An 18,045-nucleotide genomic window follows, 5' to 3' on the forward strand; every position below is an offset into this window, starting at 1 on the left:
TCACTGCACCGAAAGTGCGCCAGAGCCACTTTCTCATGGCCACGCACAAGCGAGAAGGTAAGCAGCAAAACCTGGCATCGGCTAACCAACCGAGTCTGGCGGCGACACCTGTGGTTCCTCACGGACGTCGGATCTTCTATCAATGGGCTCGCCGACACGCCCCGCCAGCTCGAGAGACTCTGGGGACCCCACTTCGACCACGAGGTATTCAAGACACAACTGGACGGCCTGCGGGGGTTGGCAACTCTGTGATGCTCACACGCTTCGCTGCATATTTGGTGATCTCATGGCAAACCAGTGGTCCCTTCACGCGGTTCTGACGCGGTTAGCGTGATCACTTCGAAGGCCGCCGAATTTCCGAGGTAGATCCGAACTCGTTGTGGCTGAGCAGTATTCGCTTCCGGAGCAGGTCCAGGTTTGATCTACCAAAGCACTGCCTCTTGAGTGCCTTGACCTTGTTCACGGTGCCCTCAGTTGGGCCATTGCTCCAGTGCAAGGTGAGTCCGGCAGTGACAGCGGCGAAGTCGTGCTCGAGGCCGATAGCGAAGGAGTGCATTGCGGGCAGGTCATCGGCACGGACGCTTGCGATCCACTCCGGGAGGCGGTCGCCGCGCCGGTCGCGCATGAGGACCGCGAACGCACCGACGTGACGGCGGGTGGCGGCAAGTTCGGGACAGCAGGTCAGGATCGTGGTGAGTTGGCGTGTTTCGGCATCGGGCAGGGTGTCGGGGTCACGGGTGATCCAGCTGGTCACTGCACGGATTCTCGGTTTCGGTGGCGAGAGGGCCGGTCGAGCCGATGGTTTGCTGGCCTGGTAAGGCCGCAGGAAGCGGTAGACGTTGTTGGGGCTGCCGCGGTAGCCGAGCTCGCGCAGTTCGGTGATCAAGGCGGCGATATTGGTGTGTCCGGCATTCCAGCGGGTGAGCAGATGCGGCACGAACTCGTCGATCATGCTGGCGCGAGATGTCACGGTGGCGATGACGTCCTCCGGGCTGGCGGCGAGAGCGTACCGGCGAGCGGTTTTCCGATCGATATCGAGTTCTTTGGCGATGGTGCGCAACCCTTTCCCCTGCGCGCGCAGCCGTTGCACCGCTTCGAACCGTTCGGCGGTGCGCGCATGCAATCCCGCGTATCCGCCACCGCGCGGGCTCTCGGGCAGCAGCGCCGTGTCTTCGGTGGTCTCGCTCGTGGTGGCCTTGCCCGTGTCGGTTCCAGGAGTATGGTGGGTAGCGTCGATGGGATCCGGACTGGCAGTTGATGATTCGGTGAGACAACCACGATGCGCCACAACTGTCTTCTCCACGGCTTGGCACAAGTTCTGCCACAAGTGCCAGCGGTCCGCGCATTGAGTGGCCTGCGGTGCGCCGCGGCGCGCCGCCTCGCTGTAGGCTCCGGACCGGTCACGGGTGATCACCTCGACTTCCGGGTGCCGCGACAGCCATGCCGCCAGCGGGTTGGCCTCGCGCCCGTCTAGCACGTCGATGGGCCGGTGGGTGGCCATGTCCAGCAGGATGGTGGCGTACCTGCGGGAGCGTTTGACGGCGAAATCGTCGACCCCAAGCACGGTGATCGCACCGACCGGCGGATCGGGTTGTGCCCGGATCAGCCGCAAAAGGGTGTCCCGGCTGCCCGGCAACCCCAGCTGAGCTGCCAGCCGAGCCCCGGCGCGTCCGGCCAGCGCTACCGCGATCCTGGTGAGCATCGCGGTCAGCTGGTCGGTGCGCCGTGACCGTTTCACCGTGAGCCCGTCGACTTGTTCAGCGAAAGTCTTTGCCTGACAGTCGGTATTCACGCAGAAGAACCGTCGCGCCATCAGCCGCAGGACCATCTTTCGCCCGGCGACAGCAGCGTCGGCAAGCCGACGGCGATAGCGGGAATGCACACGGGCCGAGGAGGTTCCGCATCCGCTGCACCGGGCCGTCGGGGTGGCAACCACAGCATCCACGAGCACGGTGCCGGCTTCGGTTCGGACATCCAGAATCAGCAGATCGCCCAAGTGCGGCAACAACATTCGAACAACATCAACGCACGCCTCCTACTTTCACCCATGTCGGGCCGGATCTTGGTGTGACGCGCCGAGCAGCAAGATCACGCTAACCGCGTCAGAACCCTTCACGCTGGCAGGCGACAAATCCTGGTGACTTGGCGAGCTCGCTTGTAGCAGCGCAGGGACTGATCAGCGCGCGGATATCGCTGGCAGGTAGCCGTCAACCTGTGATCAGGTAGCGGACTACTCGCGATTCTCGTAGCTCACTGATGTCAGGTGTAGATAGCCTTATTGACGGGGCTCTATACCATTTGCGAAGAGGTTACCAGTTGTGGTCGATCATGCCGTGGAGGCCACAGAGCCACCAAGCGTGGGTATATCGAAGCGCGCCGTAATCCCGCCGGACCCACGCCCGGGCGTTCGTGACGCAGTCCAGTATCTGCAATACCGTATGGAAGCAGTCGAGATATCGAGTGAGGGTGGAAATGGCATCCGGAGACTCGACGCGAGATGCGCTCGAACACCGCGACCCCGTTGATGTGATCGTCAGGCGCGCTCGAACGCTGCTGCATCGGGGCAGACCCAAAGCGGCCGAACATGCACTGCGCGTTGCCCTGATACGCGAGCCCCAGCACGTCGAGTCGCACGCAGTTCTGGCGATCGCCCTATCAAGGCAGAACGAGCACGCCGCGGCGCTTGCAGAGGCGAAGGAGGCGATCCGGCTTGCGCCACATTGGTGGTACCCGCACTACGTCGCGGGCACCGTCCTGCACGGAGCACACCGCAAGGACGACGCGCTACGCGCGGCGCGCGCCGCACAATACTTCGATCCGAGAGTTCCTGCGATTTGGACCTTGCTGGCAAGAATACATATGGCCAGGGAGGAGTGGCGGCTGTCCGCTCAGGCCGCCAGGGCGGGGCTGACCCACGACCCGCACAACGCCGAGCTCGTCAGCCTTATGACGATGGCGCTCTCCGAAATCGGAGCGCCAGGGGCAATGGCCAGTGCGGCGCAGGCGGTGCGACTGGATCCGGAAGACCCGCTCGCGCATTTCGCCTACGGATACGCCGCCATGGCGACCCGCGATATCGACAAGGCCGTAAGTGCCTTCCAGGAAGCGCTGCGCCTCGATCCGTCCATGGACGTGGCACGGCAGCAGCTCGTCGAGGCGCTAAAACGACGAAACCCTGTCTATCGCGGCATGGTCTGGCTGCAAAAAGAAAACATGGGTGAGGCGATAGCTCCGCTTGTCGCCAAGACTCTCCACTGGGGCCTTCTGTGGGCGATCTGCTGGGCGCAGTGGACAGTCGGCGCCCTCCTTACCTGGCGGCTGTCCCGCGACACCGAGCATCGTCAGATTCTGCGCGGCAACGACCTTCACGCCGCGTGGCTCAGCCTTCTTGCTCTTGCCGTCGGCGCGGTGATGCTGGTCGGGGGCATCGCGTACAACCACCCAGAGACCGGGATCGCCGCCGCGGGGCTGGCGACGCTCGCACTCGTCACCCCGATCCAGGAGACCTTCGCCACCCCCACCCAGCCCGCGCGACGTATCCTCGGTTGTTGGACCATCCTCCTCGTGGCGGCGTTGGCAACCTCGTTGGGCATCGCGGTGATACCAGCAAGCCCAGACGAGCTCGGCGCGTCCCCCGTCCTTGTGATGTTGGCAGCGCTGGCGAGCGTATGGGTAGCGCACACGATCCGGCGGGTTTTCAAACGGCGGCATAGACGGCTCACGCTCTGATCGGCATACGAAAATTCGACTGAGTCATGCGCCGACGCCGCGTGCCGCAGCCGGTTCCAGGTCGAGCGCGGTACATTTCGTCGATTTCGTCCATTGGGAGACGCGGCCTAACCCTGCAACGGCAACTGGCCCAGGAAGAGGAGCAACTGCAGCGGCTGCGCACAGCTCTCTGCCGGGAAATTCATCGGCGCGAATTCGAGGTATCGATCTCGGATACAAGCCCACCTTCGAGGCGGTAGGCCGTGTACGCGAATTGCATCGTTACGCCGTCGCGCCAGTGGCCCAGCCAGGCACTTGGGCAAAGTCTCGTGGAGCTTGGGCACATCGTCGGTCAGATCTATGACCGGGATCGGCGGAACGATTGTCCGCACGGTCAGCGTCGGCCACACGTCCAAGTAGTTGTTAGAACTGAGCTCCCAGTCGGTGGTGTAGTCGCCGGTGACGATAACCCACGACGTGCACAGTACTCGACCGCAAACTAGCCGGAGGTAGAAATGTCCCCGCGGATCAGTCGGGTCGTCATCGTAGTCCTTCGCGCCCGCCTGATTCTCCCACTCGAATAGTCCAACTCCGAGGCCACCTTCTCCGCACGGACACCCCAGGTTCGGCCAGTCACCGTCCCGGAAGGGTCGCGCCAGTTTGCGAATGTTCTTCTGCATGTCGTAGAGCATGTCGTGTGAAGGCTCAGGACCCGGTTGTCTTGGCGTGCTCGTGACCTTGTTGACAAGTTCGGGCCGGGTTGCGATGCTTTCGGCTCGTGCTGCTTGGTGAGGGTCCCGAGGATCGGGATTGGTTGGTAGAGCATCGTTTTCGTGCCGTGCTGGAGGTGCAGGAAGGCTCCCCGGTCGCCGAGGTCGCCGTCCGTTATGGGGTGTCTCGGCAGGCTGTTTACAAATGGAAGTCCAAATACCAGGCGGGCGGGGTGGAGGCTCTGCGCACGGCGTCGAGCCGGCCGCGGACGAGCCCGACCCGAATCCCGGCCGAGGTGGAAGCACTGGTGTGCGAGATGCGGCGGGCGCATCCGCGTTGGGGCGCACGGCGGATTGCATTCGAGCTGACCCTGGCCGGAGTGCCTTCGGCGCCGTCACGGGCGACGGTGCATCGGATCCTGGTCCGCAACGGCCTGATCCGGCACCAGCAGCAGCGGCACCGACGCAAGTATCGGCGCTGGCAGCGGGAAGCGCCGATGCATCTGTGGCAGTTGGATCTGGTAGGCGGCATCCACCTTGCCGATGGACGCGAGTGCAAGATGCTCACCGGAATCGACGATCACTCCCGGTTTGTTGTCGTCGCCACTGTGCTTGCGGTGCCCTCCGGGCGGGCGGTAGCCGACGCATTTCTGAAGGCGATGCGTGTCCATGGCGTGCCGTCGGAAGTGTTGACCGACAACGGCAAACAGTTCACCGGACGGTTCACCCGGCCGCGGCCGGCGGAGGTGTTGTTCGAACGGGTCTGCCGTGAGAACGGCATCACGACCCGGTTGACCAAGCCGTCGTCTCCGACCACGACCGGGAAAATTGAGCGGTGGCATCAAACCTTGCGGCGCGAACTTCTCGATCCCGCAGGGGTTTTCACGGACTTGCCGACCGCGCAGGCGGCGATTGCCGCCTGGGTTCACACCTATAACCACGCCCGGCCCCACCAGGCACTGGACATGGCCACACCCGCCAGCCTGTTCCGGCCTAGCGCCCAACCCGAACAGCGGGACGTCGACACCGTGCTGCCACCGATCGCGGAGCTTGCCGCCTACCCAATCTCACCCGATCTCGTTGCCCGCGAACCGAAGCCGACCCTGGTGCTGGCCCCCTCGGCGGGTGCGGTCGAGTTCGACACGGTGATCGCCGCCAGCGGCATGCTGCCGCTGATTCCGAATATCCAGCGCATCCGGATGGGCGCCGATCGGGCCGGGCAACGCGCTCACGTCTGGGTCGACGAACACACCGTCCACATCCTTATCGACGGACAGCTGGTAAAGACTGCAGCATCCAATCTCGACGCCGACCACATCCGTCAGTTGCGCATGCGCGGAGCCCGCCCTGCCGGTCCACCGCCGGCAGGGCGATCGCTGGAACGCGAAGGCACCCTGGCCGCGGGCGACGTCGTCGAGGTCGATCGCACCGTGGACGTCAACGGCGCGATCGATCTCGCCAAACGCCGACTCAAGGTCGGCACCGAGCTTGCGGGCCGGAAGGTGACCCTGCGCCTGGACGGCCACCTCGTCCACGTCGTCGACAACGGCGTGCTCGCGAAACCGCTGCCCTCGCCGATCCCCGCCGAGGACCGCACCAATATCCGTGGCGCGCGGCTCGCGACCTCGCAACTTCCGCCACCAGCCCAGGGGTCCATCAGCGTCGAACGGATGGTTCCCGCTGACGGGGTGGTCATGGTCGCCCGCCAACGACTGCGCATCGGCCGCACCTACGCCGGGCAGATCGCCACCATCCATGTCGAAGACACCCATTTCCGGATCACCTGCGGCGCCGCCGAAGTGGCATTGCACCCACGCACCACCGAATACCCCGTCAGGCGCTGGAAAGCCAAAATCCATTCCGCCCGAATCTAATCCGCACGTCCACCACGTCCTGAGACCTTCAACCAGGTCCTGAGCGCCCTGCGTCACCGAGGTCTTGAGCCCTCACACAACCCGGGAATTACGTGAACGAAAACCAGCTCAACCTGCGGATTTCCGTGAACGCCGACACGCTCGTACGCTGACCATCGCACACATAGGGTCGTGGGCTGGTTTGAATGATCCGGAGACCGCTGGCTGAGCCGACGACGCGATAGACGACATCGCCGTGTTCGCTCCTTCGGATGAAGCGGGCCCTGCCTAGTTGGACTGTATCTCACGTCGATGCGATTTCGTTTCCCGTGTGTCGGGATGGGTAGTGCTGCATGATGTTTCGTCGTTGCTGGCTTGTCGTCCAGGCGGTTGGTGCCCGACGAGTTGTGAGAGTTGACCGAACCGCTGCTGCCGAAGTTCACCCCTCGAGCCCACACCGACGGCGGCACAGTGGCGCGACTCGCACTGGCAGAACACTCCGCGGACTACGTCGAATCGTGCTGCGGAGACTGCCACGTCGCTATCTGTGCTCGGAACGTCGGGCACGTCACGATGTCCAGCTTGCTGCACTGGACGGCGTGGGCCAGGAGTTCATGGGCGTGCTGGAGCTCGACGATGCGGCGCTCGATCTCGACGAGCTTGGCGGTGAGCATCGTCTTGCGCTGCGGCCGGTCCTGCTGGAACTCGCGAATCTCGTCCAGGCTGAGCCCGGCCGTTTGGCACTTGCGCAACAGCACGATCCGGTCCGCGGCCTCGGCCGGATAGCGTCGCTGCCCACCGCGCCGTTCGGGCTCCGGCAAGAGGCCGTGCCGCTCCCAGTACCGGATCGCCGAGGCCGGGACTCCGGTGCTCTCGGCGAGCTGACCGATGGTCATCACGGCCTGTTCCTCCTCGTCCGACCCGACGCTTGACTTGAACCCAAGTTTAAGGCGCACGGTGGTTCACCGGTGGCAACCGACCGCCGACAACCGAATCAGGAAGGTCCGATCATGACGGGAACACCGGAAATGACACCCCAGGCCCAGCAGATCGCCGAGACCGCCGCGCAGCTGTTCGTGGCCGGGGTGATGTCACACTCCGGCCACGCCAACATCAGCGCGCGGGTGGATAGCGAACGCTTCGCCATGACCCCGGGTTTCATCCGCGATCTGCGGCGCGAACAGGTGGCGATCGTGCATCAGGACGGTCGCGTCCTCGAGGGGAAGCTGCGGTCTTCCAGCGCCGAGATCATCACCATGCACGGCATCGTCTATCGCAAGCGCCCCGAGGTGGGGGCGGTCATTCACACGCACTCGCCCGCCGCGACCGCGTTCGCCGTGGCCAATCGGCCGCTCCCCTGCCGCACCGAGCCGATGCTGCGCTTCGGCCAGGCCGAGGACGTGCCGGTCGTCGCGTGGGGACCGCGCGGGTCGGACGTGTCGGTCCGCAGCATCGCGCGGATCCTCGACGAACGCCCGACCACGCAGGCCGTGCTGTTGGCCAATCACGGCCTGATGGTCTTCGGCCCGGACCCGGCGGCGGCGGCCGAACTCGTGTACGCGATCGAGGAAAGCGCCGAAGCAGAAATCGCCGCACGGGCGATCGGCGGGGCCGTGGACTTCCCGGAGGGCGCCCTCGAGGCCGTCCGCGCGTCGATGGCTCGGGTGTGATGAGCGACATCACATCCCGCACCGAAGCGATCCGCGACCGCTACCGCTCGACCCTCGGCACCGTCCCGCATGGCGCTGAGGATCGCCTGCGCCTGGCCGAACAATACGATCGGCTGGACACCGAGGAAGCGATCACGTCGCTGCGGCACATCGTGCTGACCGACAACCCGCTGGGACCGCGCGTGCAGCAGCTCGTCCACTTCGGCCAACTGCTGGCCCTCGGCCGCTCCGGCCCCGCCCGGATCCACGCCCGCGGCGCACTCCACGCCGGCGCGACCACCGCCGACCTCATCGGCGTGGCCGAAACCGCCGTCCTGACCGCAGGCGTACCCGCCTACGCCCTCGGCATCGAGATCATCGCCGAGCTCACCCGGCAACCCGGCTGAGATCCCAGCCCTACAGCCACCCGTTCATCCGAAAGGTCCGGTCCCGTCCGGACCGTTCGCAATTCCGCCGCCACACACCAGCCCAGGTCAACACCATGAACCTGCGACTCCGGCGAGGTCACCCTGCCGCTACGGCATGTCGAAAAACCATGGTCTGTAACAACATGCATTACGGCGCGACGACAGCGACTTCCGTGAACGCATGGAGAAGTCGAGTTCTTTTAGTGTGTGGGTCATTTCATCTCCTTTCCTGTGTCGATGTTGTTTCCTTCGTGCCCCGAATGCGGGTCCATGAACGCTCCCTACAACCGGCCGTGTCGAGCGGATCCGGAATTGCCCGCGCCACCATGCGGGTTCCTGCGTGATGTTCGGCCGCGACTCGCGTCAGGCCGTGATGCCGCTGATTCCGGGTCGGGCACATAGGAATCCGAACGCGCCGTCCACGCCACCGGTCGGCGCCCGCAGCGCGCACACGGGAGCACCTCGCTTATCTTCGGAGACTTGCGGCACCACGGCGGCACGATCGCCGAGGAGAACCGCCTGCGCTCGCCTGTCTCCGCATCGACACGCTTGTCGTCAACCCGCAGGGCCCTGACCTCAACCGCCCCGTTTGCGTGGCCCGGTGGCGCGACAATCGCAACATCGACCGCATCGTGCAGTCCTTCTGGTTCGCTACCTCCCAGCGCGTCGCCGACGGCCTGTTGGGGTCATCCAGGATGAGAGCGACGTCCCGTTTATCTACTGGCCCGGTGGGCCCTTCCGCCCTGGATCGTATCCATGCGCGCGGCACGGATTGCAGCTGACATAGGTCCCCTGCGATATGGGCCGAATTGCCCTGGCCTGCACGTTTGCCGTCGGACAGGCTGTGCATATGCGGTAGCTGAATCAGTGTTCTGGTGCGGCTCTGCATTCGGGTGTCAGTTGAGACATCTGCCAGTTTCGAAGTTCCCTTCAGCGATTGCTAGGAATGCGATGACCTCTGCGACTCTCTCCCCGCCCGCCATCCATCGATCCGCCGGGACCCGACCGGGTGAGGCCGGTGTGATCACCCCGGTGCCGGCTGCGGTGGGCGCGCTGCCTGCCCCGCTCCTCCCGGGGGACACCGTCCGGGCCGCCACGGTGGGCGATCTGGCTTCCATCCACGTCATCGATTCGCGCACGGTCGCCGTCGTGGCCCGCCGCGATCGCCATATTCAGCCGATCGTCGCGATGATTGCCCAGCATCTGCCCGGTCTCATCGTCACCGTCATCCACAGCGCGATCATCGTCTCCATCGCCTGACCCACCCGGCCACCAGCCTCGATGTGCTTGGAGCGTAAACCGAGCAACTATGACTGACTACGACAGTTGTCACAGATAGCCTCGGTTGAGCTGTCCCAAGGCCCCACAACCCCCAATAATCAAGGAAGCTGCAGGTCAGACGCGTAAACAAGGTTGGGGATATGGGTTAGTTCCCCCTCCGGACACTTACCATAACCCCACCTGTGCGGGTCGAGAGATGTCTCGGCCCGCACAGCTCGTTTTGCGGGCGGTACGCCATCTGCAGGTTGAGGTACCGGTACCTCGGCTTTGTCCACCGGGATCCGCCGCAGACAGCACGTTCCAGGTATATCCGAGTTCCTTGACGAGGCAGCCGTACCCTCCAGCACCCAATCGCGGTAGCTGACGCCGGGGAGCACCGGGCAGGTGTCGCCGCAGCCTATGGTGATGATGGCGTCGGCGGCTTGCAGGATTGCTTCGGTCCAGGTTTGGGGAATTCACCGGTGATGTCGATGCCGACTTCGCGCATGGCTTCAATGGCGGCGAGGTGGATTTCATCGCCGGGTTCGGAGCCGCGGGACCAGGCTACGGCGTGGTCTCTGGCGAGGTGGGTGAAGCATCCGAGGGCCATCTGCGGGCGTCCGGAGTTGTGGGTGCACAGGAACGGCACGGTCGGCTTGCCGGTGTGGGCTTTGCCTTCAACCCTGGCCAGGGCGTTGAGGCGTTGGCGGGCGAAGCGGTCGGCCAGCAGCGTGACGACCGTTGCGCGACCTGCGAATTGGTTGTAGGAGGAGTGCAGGAATCGTTCGATGGTTTCGATCCGAAGGTGCCATCGAACTCGCGTTGCAGGCGGGTCCCCACAGTTTTGAGCGCGAGCGGTTCGGCAGAAAAGTCGGGGCCGGGCCAACGTCCGGCTAATGTAATGTATTGATGGACAACAGGCCTCAGTGTTCCCAGCTCGGTTGTCACCTATTCGTGCAGGAGTCCCTGTGTGGATGATCGGAGAAGTCAGGGACAGGGGCAGGCTTGTCGAGAGTTGCGAGGAGATCGTTGCCCGACACGCTGATCCAGGAGCTGGCCATGACTGACCTAGTCGGAAGGACCGCTTCTCGTAGCCGGGGCGTCCAGCGGCATCGGCCGGGCGATCGCCCAGCGCCGTGCCGCCGATTGGGGTGGTGGTGCATGGCAACAGCTGTGACGTGGCGGTGAAGGGGACGGTCGTCGTGATAGAACAAGCAGGGTACATGCTTTTTCGGCACGAGCCGACCCCACCACAGTCGACGGCGTGGACCGGTTGTTCCGCGACCTCGCCGACGGGCATCAGGGAAGGAGTGGATCGCTGCTGCCTGGGTTGTGATCCGATCACCTGAAGCATGGCCTCGAACCTGCCGATAGAAAGGCAACCTGCAGTGGATCTTCGTGACGTCCCATGTGGGCCAGGACGTTTGCCGGTCCTCGGACACGGTTGGAAATTGTTCCGTGACCCCGTCCAGTTCATGGAGGGACTGGTCGGCGTCGGGAGGATAGTGCGCGTCGACATCGGCAGTCGCATTGTCTACGTCATTACCGATTTCGAATTACTCCACCGGATGTTGGTGGATAGCTCCGATGCCTACGAGCGAGGGCTCCTCTTCGAGCGCATCCGTCTCATATTCGGGGATTCGTTCATCGTCGCGGATGGTCAGGTACACAGGGACCTTCGTCGGCTGCTGCAACCAAATTTCCATCGGACACAGTTGGAAGCCTACGCGCCCAACATAAAGCGTCATGCGGATGTGTTGGCGAGTTCGTGGCGGCCGGGACAGGTTATCGAGGCCCGTTCCGAGTTGTTGGGCCTGGTGATCGCCGACCTGCTCGGATCCATGTTCTCGCACGAACCCGATACCGAAGAACTGCAACACATCTCGGGTCTGATCGAGGCCATCGGCGCAGGTGCCATCGTTGGCAGTGTGCTACCGAAGCGTCTTGCGCGCCTGCCATTGCCGGTGAACAGCAAATTCCTGTCGGCAGGCACGCAACTGCGGGACTACGTCCAGCAGTTGCTCGTCGCGCGCCGGGGTAGCGGTGAGCGCAGGAACGACTTGATCGACCTCTTGCTGTATTCGTTCGGTGATGAACACCGTAGTGACAAGTTCCTCGCAGAGCAGGCCGTGACCATTCTCTTCGGCGGGATCGACGCCTCGACCGCCATGCTGACCTGGTGTCTGTACGAGGTGGCCCAGCGTCCCGAGGTGGGTGCGCAACTGCGACAAGAGATCTGCGCCGCAGCAGATCTCAGTCCACGAAGCCTCGACGAACTCGACTACCTGAACCGGTTCCTGAACGAGGTCACGCGGATCCATTCGCCACTACTGCAGACGAGACGCAGCGTTACCGCGGTAGAACTCGACGGTTTCACCTTTCCCGCCGGGACCGATATCGGATACAGCATTACCGCTATGCACCGCAACCCGCACATTTTCCCGGAGCCGAACACTTTCGACCCCGATCGGTGGCCGACTCCGGGCTCGGGGTCGAAATGCAAGGGCTTCGCTCCGTTCAGCACGGGCAATCAGATGTGTATCGGTAACAACTATGCCTGGATATTGTTGCAAACGACGCTGCACAGCCTGCTGTCGAAGTGGGAGTTCCGGCCGGTCACCTTCAAGAAGCTCGGGCGTGCGATGGGGCCGATCCCCGGGCCGAGGAGGCTTCCGCTCGAGGTTCATCCAGTGTCTCTGAGTAATCGCGCGGCCAAAGGCCGCGACGACCCCGCTGCGGATTTCCGGACCTCGCCATCAGAGGCTCATTCGTCGCCGCGCCGCGCGCCCTCGGGTAAACAATCGGCACCATAGCGTCGGGCTCGCGGCTCAGCGCGTGCCGGATTTAGCGAGCGTCGTTCTGCGATATCCGGACAACCGGCGAAGGAGGATCGGCAGGACGGCTGTGGCGACGAAGAGGATGACGGCGACGAGGACGAAGTAGAGCAGAGATCCGTTGCGGCCGAAGCGAGGAAGGAAGGCGACTTCCTGGCCGGTCGCGGCGACCGCGTTGAGGAACGGAGCGTAGGCCTGCAGGGCCGATCCGTGGGGCAGCAGATTGATGGAGATCTCGGCGACATAGACCCAGAACAAGAGGACGGCGACAGCAGCGGACGGGGTGCGAATCAGTGACCCGACCGCGACGCCTACTCCGCATGCGGCGAACGCGTAACACGGGACGGTCCAGAGGAACCGGATACCAGCGGCGTCGGTAATGTCAACGGCCCCATAGATTTGCGGGAACAGGTGTGGCAGCGAGACCATGACGACGACGAGAAGCACGACCGTCGATATCGCTGTGATGGTGCCGTAGTAGATCCACCGGGCCAATGCGACCGTCCAAGACCGGGGAAACAGGAAAGCATTGAGATCGCTTGTCTGACCGCGCCATTGGGTGGCGTGGGCGTAGGCGGCGGTGACCATCATGACCGCAACGGACATGGTGATCACCCAGTACACGGAGTTCGTGGTGGAGACCGTGGCCACGTAACTCTGTCCGGGGAGGCTCGCGAGTCGTTCTGCGACAGCGGCGATTCCGAAGGTGACGACCAGCGGCAGCGCGAACGTGACGGGGAGGGCGACGATCCACAGGAAGCTGCGTCCGGTGGTGCGGGTCCATTCGGCGGCGATGCCACGGCGGATCAGGGCGACTGGGCCGGGACTGTTCATGGGGCCACGCTCACCGTGACGTCGGCAGGCAGGCCTGCGATGCGCAGGTAGGCGTCTTCGAGACTGGTCTCGCCGGGACCCAGTGTGTTCATCAGGTGGGCGAACGGCTGATCGGCCAGAATGCGCTGGCTTCCGAGGATGACGATGTGGTCGGCGTTGCGTTCGACCTCATCGAGCAGGTGCGTGGCAACCAGGACACAGGTCCCGGCATCGGCGAGCTGACGCAGCAGACCGCGTATCCAGCGGATGCCCGCGATGTCGAGGCCGTTGAGCGGTTCGTCGAGCAGCAGCGTCCTCGGCTGGGAGAGCAATGCGGCGGCGATGCCGACACGTTGCAGCATGCCGAGCGAATAGTGCCCCAGCCTGCGATCGGCCACCTGGGCGAGGTCGACGATGTCGAGGACCTCGCCGACCCGGCCGGTGGATAGCCCACGGGCGCGGGCGATCCAGCGTAGGTGCCGACGCGCCGTGTGGCGGGGGTTGAACGCTCGGTAGTCGAGGTGCATTCCGAGCGTTGCCGGCGTGGTGTGGTGTGCCCGGACGAGGGTGCCGTCGACCAGGACGGTGCCGCTGGTAGGCGCGATGACGCCACAGATACACCGCAGCAGCGTGGTTTTGCCGGTGCCGTTGAGACCGATCAGGTAAGTGAGTGCCCCGTCTGCCATGGTCAATTCGGGGACTTCGAGGACGGTGACGCCTGAATAGCTCAGCGTGAGGTCACGAATATCGATCACGGCGCTTCGAGCCGGTCAGAAGTCGCAGCCCATGGCCAAACCCACGGCTTTGACGCCCTCGCAGACGGAGCTGTTGGACAGCTTCCAGACACCGTCGATGCGCTTCCAGACCACGCGCGCAACCAGATCCGGTTGTCCCGCTGACTTGCTGCGCAGCATGGCGGTATGCACGTTGCCGTCGTGGGTTTCCGGACCGGTGATCTCGTTCGACCCGCGCGGAGCCCGGTACCAGCCGATGTTGTAGAGGGTGCGAGCGACCACGACGGCCCGCATGCCGCCTTCCATATGGGCGGCCTTGGCCTCGTCGGAGCCGGGTAATTCGATCAGGAACGCGACCTGGTCGTCGAGTTCCTGCAAGGTGGGGACATCTGAGGTGATGAGATCTCCGGGAGCGGCGGAGGCAGCAGGGGCGGTGATTACCGAAGCGCCGGTCGTGACCGCGGCGACCGTCATGATCGCCGACACGACACCAGCGACATTCTCGAGGGTCTTCACTATTTCATCCTCTGATCGACTGGGACAGCACCTGCTGCACGCTCAAATGTGCAGGTGGCCAACAACAAATCTGCGAGTTCGAGATTACTCCTGTTCATGTCGGATCCTCAGGGTTTGCGGCCGATGGCACCGAGCATGACCATTCGAGTGTCCGGCAAGTCGGGGCGCAGCCACTGCTGTACCGGCACCACACCAGGTTCGAGCAACTCGAAGCCGGCGAGGAATGCCTCCGTCTGTGCTGTGGACCGAAAGGCGACTTGGGCTGCAGTGTCATTGGTGCCGGCGAGCACCTGGAGTACCTCTGGGTCGGAATCAATGGAGCCATGACTGATCGCCAGGTAACTGCCTGGTGCCAACTGATCGCGGAAGGCGGCGATGATCTCGGCAGGGTGTTCGTCGTCCATCACGTAATGCAGCACACTGATGAGCGTGATAGCCACTGGCTCGTTGAAATCGATCAAGGTGTGGTTCTTCAGCTGATCGAGGATTTCGTGGGGACGACGAACGTCGCCCAGAAGTGCTGTTACATCGCGTGGTTTGGCCAGCAGCGCGTCGCAATGGGCCTGTACGACCGGGTCGTAGTCGACATACACCACCCGCGCCGACGGCTCGATCTCCCGAGCCACCTCGTGCACGTTGGGCGAGTTCGGGATACCCGAGCCGAGATCGAGGAACTGACGGATACCGGCTTCCGCGGCCATCTCGATGGCTTTGAGCATGAAACTCCGAGTGAACCAGGCCAAAGCCTTGATTTCGGGTGCGCGAGACAGCATTTGATCGGCCATGTCCTGGTCGATCTCGCGATTGTCCTTTCCGCCCAACAGGTAGTCATACACCCGGGCCGAGTTCACCAGACCGGGGTTGAACGGTTGCGGCGTTCGGTTGTTCTCCAACGCAGGCCCTTCAGTTCCTTCGACCACAGGTGTAACCGTAGCCTGTAACCGCAGCCGATCGGTACTCCTCAGACGGGTGCTTCTCCAGAGATCTGTCGGCTGGATGTGGTGAAAGTATGCGTTGCCCGAACGAGGCGCTGCTCCGCCCGACCGAACCGCCCCCGTTCCGAGCCGTCGACGAACCATGCTCCGACACAACATGATCCAAGAATCCAGGACAGGTCTACCAGCACTCACTCCCAACCGCCGTCGCTGGTCGGGTGTGCGCAGCACCGCCGAAGAGTGCGTCGCCGCCGGTGTTCGTGCCACTGCCGACAGCCCGATTGACGACGATCTTGCAGAGCTGATAATCGGGGTTGGAGTACAGCTCTCGCTTGCGCCGCAGTTGCGGTCTTCTCCCCCGACCGTCACGGTGAGGACCGTGCTTTCCGCCCGTTCACCTCGGTTTCGGCGATTGTCACCTGCGGGTCGATCATTAGCTTGCCCCCGGGTGTACTGCCAGTACCAGTATCGGGGCCCTTGCTGCGGGCCGAGGGCATCGGCGACCTTGCCCGGCGCACCGTCGGCTCCGCGACCGCTCTGACCGACGACGACGGCGACGGTCTCCGCCGTGACCACTGGGTGAGTCCAAATAGCCTACGGCTCACACTGTTTCGAGTCCGTATGGTTGTTCTGCAACTCCTTGAACGGTGTCGGCGGACCAACAATGCGGACGGAAGAATGGGGACAAACCTTCGGTTGCAGCACAATTCACGGCTCGTTCCGGCCGCTTCACAGATCTGTTCCAGCCAAGGCGACTGCGTGTGCTACCGCGGACCGCGCCCGTTCGACGGTCGTATAGCGGCCCAGACCGCAGGGGGCCGCGACGTCCAACAGGCCGCCGTAGGCCGACTCCGCCGCCGCCAACCCCTGTCGTGCTTGCGCGAGCGGCTGCGTCGGATGCGCAAGTCCAGCGATAACACGCGTAGTGGCAGGCAATTCGAGGCGTGCCAGGGGCGCGTAGTACCGCGGCCGAACCGGCGCCTGTCTGCCGTCGCCGATGGGCAGGTGGACGAAATCCAGACGCCTACCCGCAGGCCAGTATCGCGCTATCGCGTTGGCCAGCGCGACGACCGGGGCCGTAGATCTCGGCGCCACGACCGGCTTGTCGTCGAGGCTCCCATAGCACAAGTGCACACCGAAACGAGAATTATGGGGCGCCCGTGCGACGAGGCGTGCGATCGCTCGACCCGCCACGGCGGCCGGACCCTGCCGCAGGCCCGCAGGTGTCCCCGCGCAGAGGAGCGTCTCCGCGGGCAGTTCGAGTTGGAATACGACGTTGTCCCGCAACGCCTCATGGATACGGATGATCTCCCTGACAGTGGCGTCGACAATCGGGCGGTAATAGGGGAAGCCTCGATCATCACGGCCAGCCGAGCCTCGACGCCACATGAGCATCCGCGCCTCGAAGGCGATGAAACCGATGACAAAGGGCGTCGGTATGCCTACCTGCAAACGAAGTCCGGGATCGGTTCGGCGCATGTCGACCAACGCGTCCATGGCACGCCCGGCCTCCTCCGCATAGCCGAGCGCGGCGTCGATATCGGCTTCGCCCAGCGATCGGCCTGCCCGGAGCCGAAAGGTGTCGCGGGAACGCAGCGTCGACCAATCACCGCGGCGCACAGGCGCCAGCGCCGGGAACTTGCCGAGCCGGTCGATGATGGGTCTGACGTACCACTGGGCGCGATATGGATCCGCTTCACCGCCCGGAACCATGCCGTCCAGGAATTCACCGGCTGTGTCGACGGCGAACGCCATTGCCTTCTCTGGACTGTCCAACTGTGTGGGCAAGCTGCCCACGAAGTGAATCCTACGCTTGGGCTGCACAGCGTCAGTGTCGCATATCGACCGTCCCCGAGACGTGGGCGTTCCCCGCTATTCCGGCGGCCACCGGAACGACGCAGCATCGCGCCGGGATATCGCCATGGATTGGGAACCTTCGGACCTGCGGAGGACCGCCGAAAAACCTTCGGCAGCCGACGGATATCGAAAAGGCAACGGCCCCAACCCGTCTCGGGCTGGTGGAGCTCCGTCGTATTCAGATCAGCGGTAGCCGATGCTCACTCCGTCGCCGAACTGACGCTCGGCTTCAACGGACTCGACCTCCATCGACGTCGAACAGCTCAGCCGCCGGGAGCCCGCCGGCGAACGAGATCACGTCCTGACGTTCCGTCAGTGCACGTGAGTCACGGACGATGGAACTCGAGCCGGGCTCGGCCCGGCCGGATACGGCAGCGGGGGCGGTGATTCGATCGTGCATGAGCTGCCTTGGCTCAGGAGGTGGCGGCGGGTTCATTCGCCCGGTCGGACTTGTCGTTGGTGATTCGCGCACCGAGCCGATGGGTGGCCGTTAACGACCTGGACCGCCTGCGATGTGAAAACAAATCTCCACTGGGACTATCGGTTCCGCACATCGAGGGCGGTTTGCCGGTCGGGTAAAGGTCTTGCGCACATGCCCGTTCGGAAGTCGTCGGGCTGAGGGCGAAGGTATCGCGACAAGGGAAACGAGCGGCCACGGGAGCCGGATGTGGTTGCGGCCAAGCTGATCTACAACGGTGTGCTGCTGGCCGCGTTCGTCGCGAAGCTATCTGGTGTGGGACATTTTCGT

Annotated in this window: 13 protein-coding genes and 2 pseudogenes; 6 read left to right on the forward strand and 9 right to left on the reverse strand. The window is 64.0% G+C overall.

Annotated elements, in window-relative coordinates:
- Positions 1 to 334 precede the first annotated feature (334 nt).
- Positions 335 to 2,011: an ISL3 family transposase gene (locus NA5_RS31430; RefSeq protein WP_063813708.1), complete on the reverse strand. Its 1,677-nt coding sequence runs from the start codon at positions 2,009 to 2,011 to the stop codon at positions 335 to 337.
- A 461-nt stretch (positions 2,012 to 2,472) separates the two neighbouring features.
- Between NA5_RS31430 and NA5_RS31435 the strand changes: the two genes are divergently transcribed.
- On the forward strand, positions 2,473 to 3,729 hold the full coding sequence (locus NA5_RS31435) for a tetratricopeptide repeat protein (RefSeq protein ID WP_062992638.1): 1,257 nt from the start codon (positions 2,473 to 2,475) through the stop codon (positions 3,727 to 3,729).
- 757 nt (positions 3,730 to 4,486) lie between these two features.
- Positions 4,487 to 6,292: an IS481 family transposase gene (locus NA5_RS31445; RefSeq protein ID WP_084484565.1), complete on the forward strand. Its 1,806-nt coding sequence runs from the start codon at positions 4,487 to 4,489 to the stop codon at positions 6,290 to 6,292.
- A gap of 485 nt (positions 6,293 to 6,777) precedes the next feature.
- Here the strand turns inward: NA5_RS31445 and NA5_RS31450 are convergent, their stop codons facing one another.
- The gene (locus NA5_RS31450) at positions 6,778 to 7,167 is read right to left on the reverse strand and encodes a MerR family transcriptional regulator (RefSeq protein ID WP_062992717.1); all 390 of its coding nucleotides are present in this window, start codon (positions 7,165 to 7,167) and stop codon (positions 6,778 to 6,780) included.
- A gap of 114 nt (positions 7,168 to 7,281) precedes the next feature.
- On the opposite strand from NA5_RS31450, the gene NA5_RS31455 reads away from it, so the two are divergent.
- Complete coding sequence (locus tag NA5_RS31455; protein WP_062992718.1) at positions 7,282 to 7,941, forward strand: class II aldolase/adducin family protein; 660 nt, start codon at positions 7,282 to 7,284, stop codon at positions 7,939 to 7,941.
- Positions 7,941 to 8,327 (forward strand): carboxymuconolactone decarboxylase family protein, encoded by a 387-nt coding sequence (locus NA5_RS31460; RefSeq protein WP_062992642.1) that lies wholly within the window; start codon positions 7,941 to 7,943, stop codon positions 8,325 to 8,327. Before NA5_RS31455 ends, NA5_RS31460 begins: the two co-directional genes overlap by 1 nt.
- A gap of 473 nt (positions 8,328 to 8,800) precedes the next feature.
- Here NA5_RS31460 and NA5_RS40825 read toward each other — a convergent pair.
- Positions 8,801 to 8,941 (reverse strand): annotated as a pseudogene (locus NA5_RS40825) (IS256 family transposase); the annotation flags it as partial.
- 427 nt (positions 8,942 to 9,368) lie between these two features.
- Here NA5_RS40825 and NA5_RS31465 point away from each other — a divergent pair.
- On the forward strand, positions 9,369 to 9,608 hold the full coding sequence (locus NA5_RS31465; protein WP_157110737.1) for a hypothetical protein: 240 nt from the start codon (positions 9,369 to 9,371) through the stop codon (positions 9,606 to 9,608).
- 323 nt (positions 9,609 to 9,931) lie between these two features.
- Here the strand turns inward: NA5_RS31465 and NA5_RS31470 are convergent.
- Positions 9,932 to 10,511, reverse strand: a pseudogene (locus NA5_RS31470) (three-helix bundle dimerization domain-containing protein); the annotation flags it as partial.
- A gap of 449 nt (positions 10,512 to 10,960) precedes the next feature.
- Here NA5_RS31470 and NA5_RS31475 point away from each other — a divergent pair.
- Entirely contained in the window at positions 10,961 to 12,421 is a 1,461-nt protein-coding gene (locus tag NA5_RS31475; protein ID WP_084484567.1) for a cytochrome P450, read from the forward strand.
- A gap of 15 nt (positions 12,422 to 12,436) precedes the next feature.
- Here NA5_RS31475 and NA5_RS31480 read toward each other — a convergent pair whose 3' ends face one another.
- The 5 genes from NA5_RS31480 to NA5_RS31500 form a co-directional block, all read right to left on the reverse strand.
- On the reverse strand, positions 12,437 to 13,276 hold the full coding sequence (locus tag NA5_RS31480) for a hypothetical protein (RefSeq protein WP_062992648.1): 840 nt from the start codon (positions 13,274 to 13,276) through the stop codon (positions 12,437 to 12,439).
- Complete coding sequence (locus NA5_RS31485) at positions 13,273 to 14,010, reverse strand: ABC transporter ATP-binding protein (protein WP_062992650.1); 738 nt, start codon at positions 14,008 to 14,010, stop codon at positions 13,273 to 13,275. Before NA5_RS31485 ends, NA5_RS31480 begins: the two co-directional genes overlap by 4 nt.
- Before the next feature lie 15 nt (positions 14,011 to 14,025).
- Positions 14,026 to 14,505 (reverse strand): MTB12 C-terminal domain-containing protein, encoded by a 480-nt coding sequence (locus NA5_RS31490; RefSeq protein ID WP_062992651.1) that lies wholly within the window; start codon positions 14,503 to 14,505, stop codon positions 14,026 to 14,028.
- 107 nt (positions 14,506 to 14,612) lie between these two features.
- Positions 14,613 to 15,356 carry an SAM-dependent methyltransferase gene (locus NA5_RS31495; protein ID WP_245672484.1) on the reverse strand — a complete coding sequence of 248 codons (744 nt, stop codon included), beginning with the start codon at positions 15,354 to 15,356 and terminating at the stop codon, positions 14,613 to 14,615.
- Positions 15,357 to 16,169: 813 nt separating this feature from the next.
- The gene (locus tag NA5_RS31500) at positions 16,170 to 17,237 is read right to left on the reverse strand and encodes a hypothetical protein (RefSeq protein ID WP_157110738.1); all 1,068 of its coding nucleotides are present in this window, start codon (positions 17,235 to 17,237) and stop codon (positions 16,170 to 16,172) included.
- Positions 17,238 to 18,045 lie beyond the last annotated feature (808 nt).

This window comes from Nocardia anaemiae NBRC 100462 (assembly GCF_001612725.1).
GTDB lineage: Bacteria > Actinomycetota > Actinomycetes > Mycobacteriales > Mycobacteriaceae > Nocardia > Nocardia anaemiae.

Coding starts and splice junctions, on each gene's coding strand:
- NA5_RS31450 (WP_062992717.1), bottom strand. CDS start 7,167: ATGACCATCGGTCAGCTCGCCGAGAGCACCGGAGTCCCGGCCTCGGCG.
- NA5_RS31430 (WP_063813708.1), bottom strand. CDS start 2,011: ATGTTGTTGCCGCACTTGGGCGATCTGCTGATTCTGGATGTCCGAACC.
- NA5_RS31475 (WP_084484567.1), top strand. CDS start 10,961: ATGGCCTCGAACCTGCCGATAGAAAGGCAACCTGCAGTGGATCTTCGT.
- NA5_RS31455 (WP_062992718.1), top strand. CDS start 7,282: ATGACGGGAACACCGGAAATGACACCCCAGGCCCAGCAGATCGCCGAG.
- NA5_RS31460 (WP_062992642.1), top strand. CDS start 7,941: ATGAGCGACATCACATCCCGCACCGAAGCGATCCGCGACCGCTACCGC.
- NA5_RS31480 (WP_062992648.1), bottom strand. CDS start 13,276: ATGAACAGTCCCGGCCCAGTCGCCCTGATCCGCCGTGGCATCGCCGCC.
- NA5_RS31435 (WP_062992638.1), top strand. CDS start 2,473: ATGGCATCCGGAGACTCGACGCGAGATGCGCTCGAACACCGCGACCCC.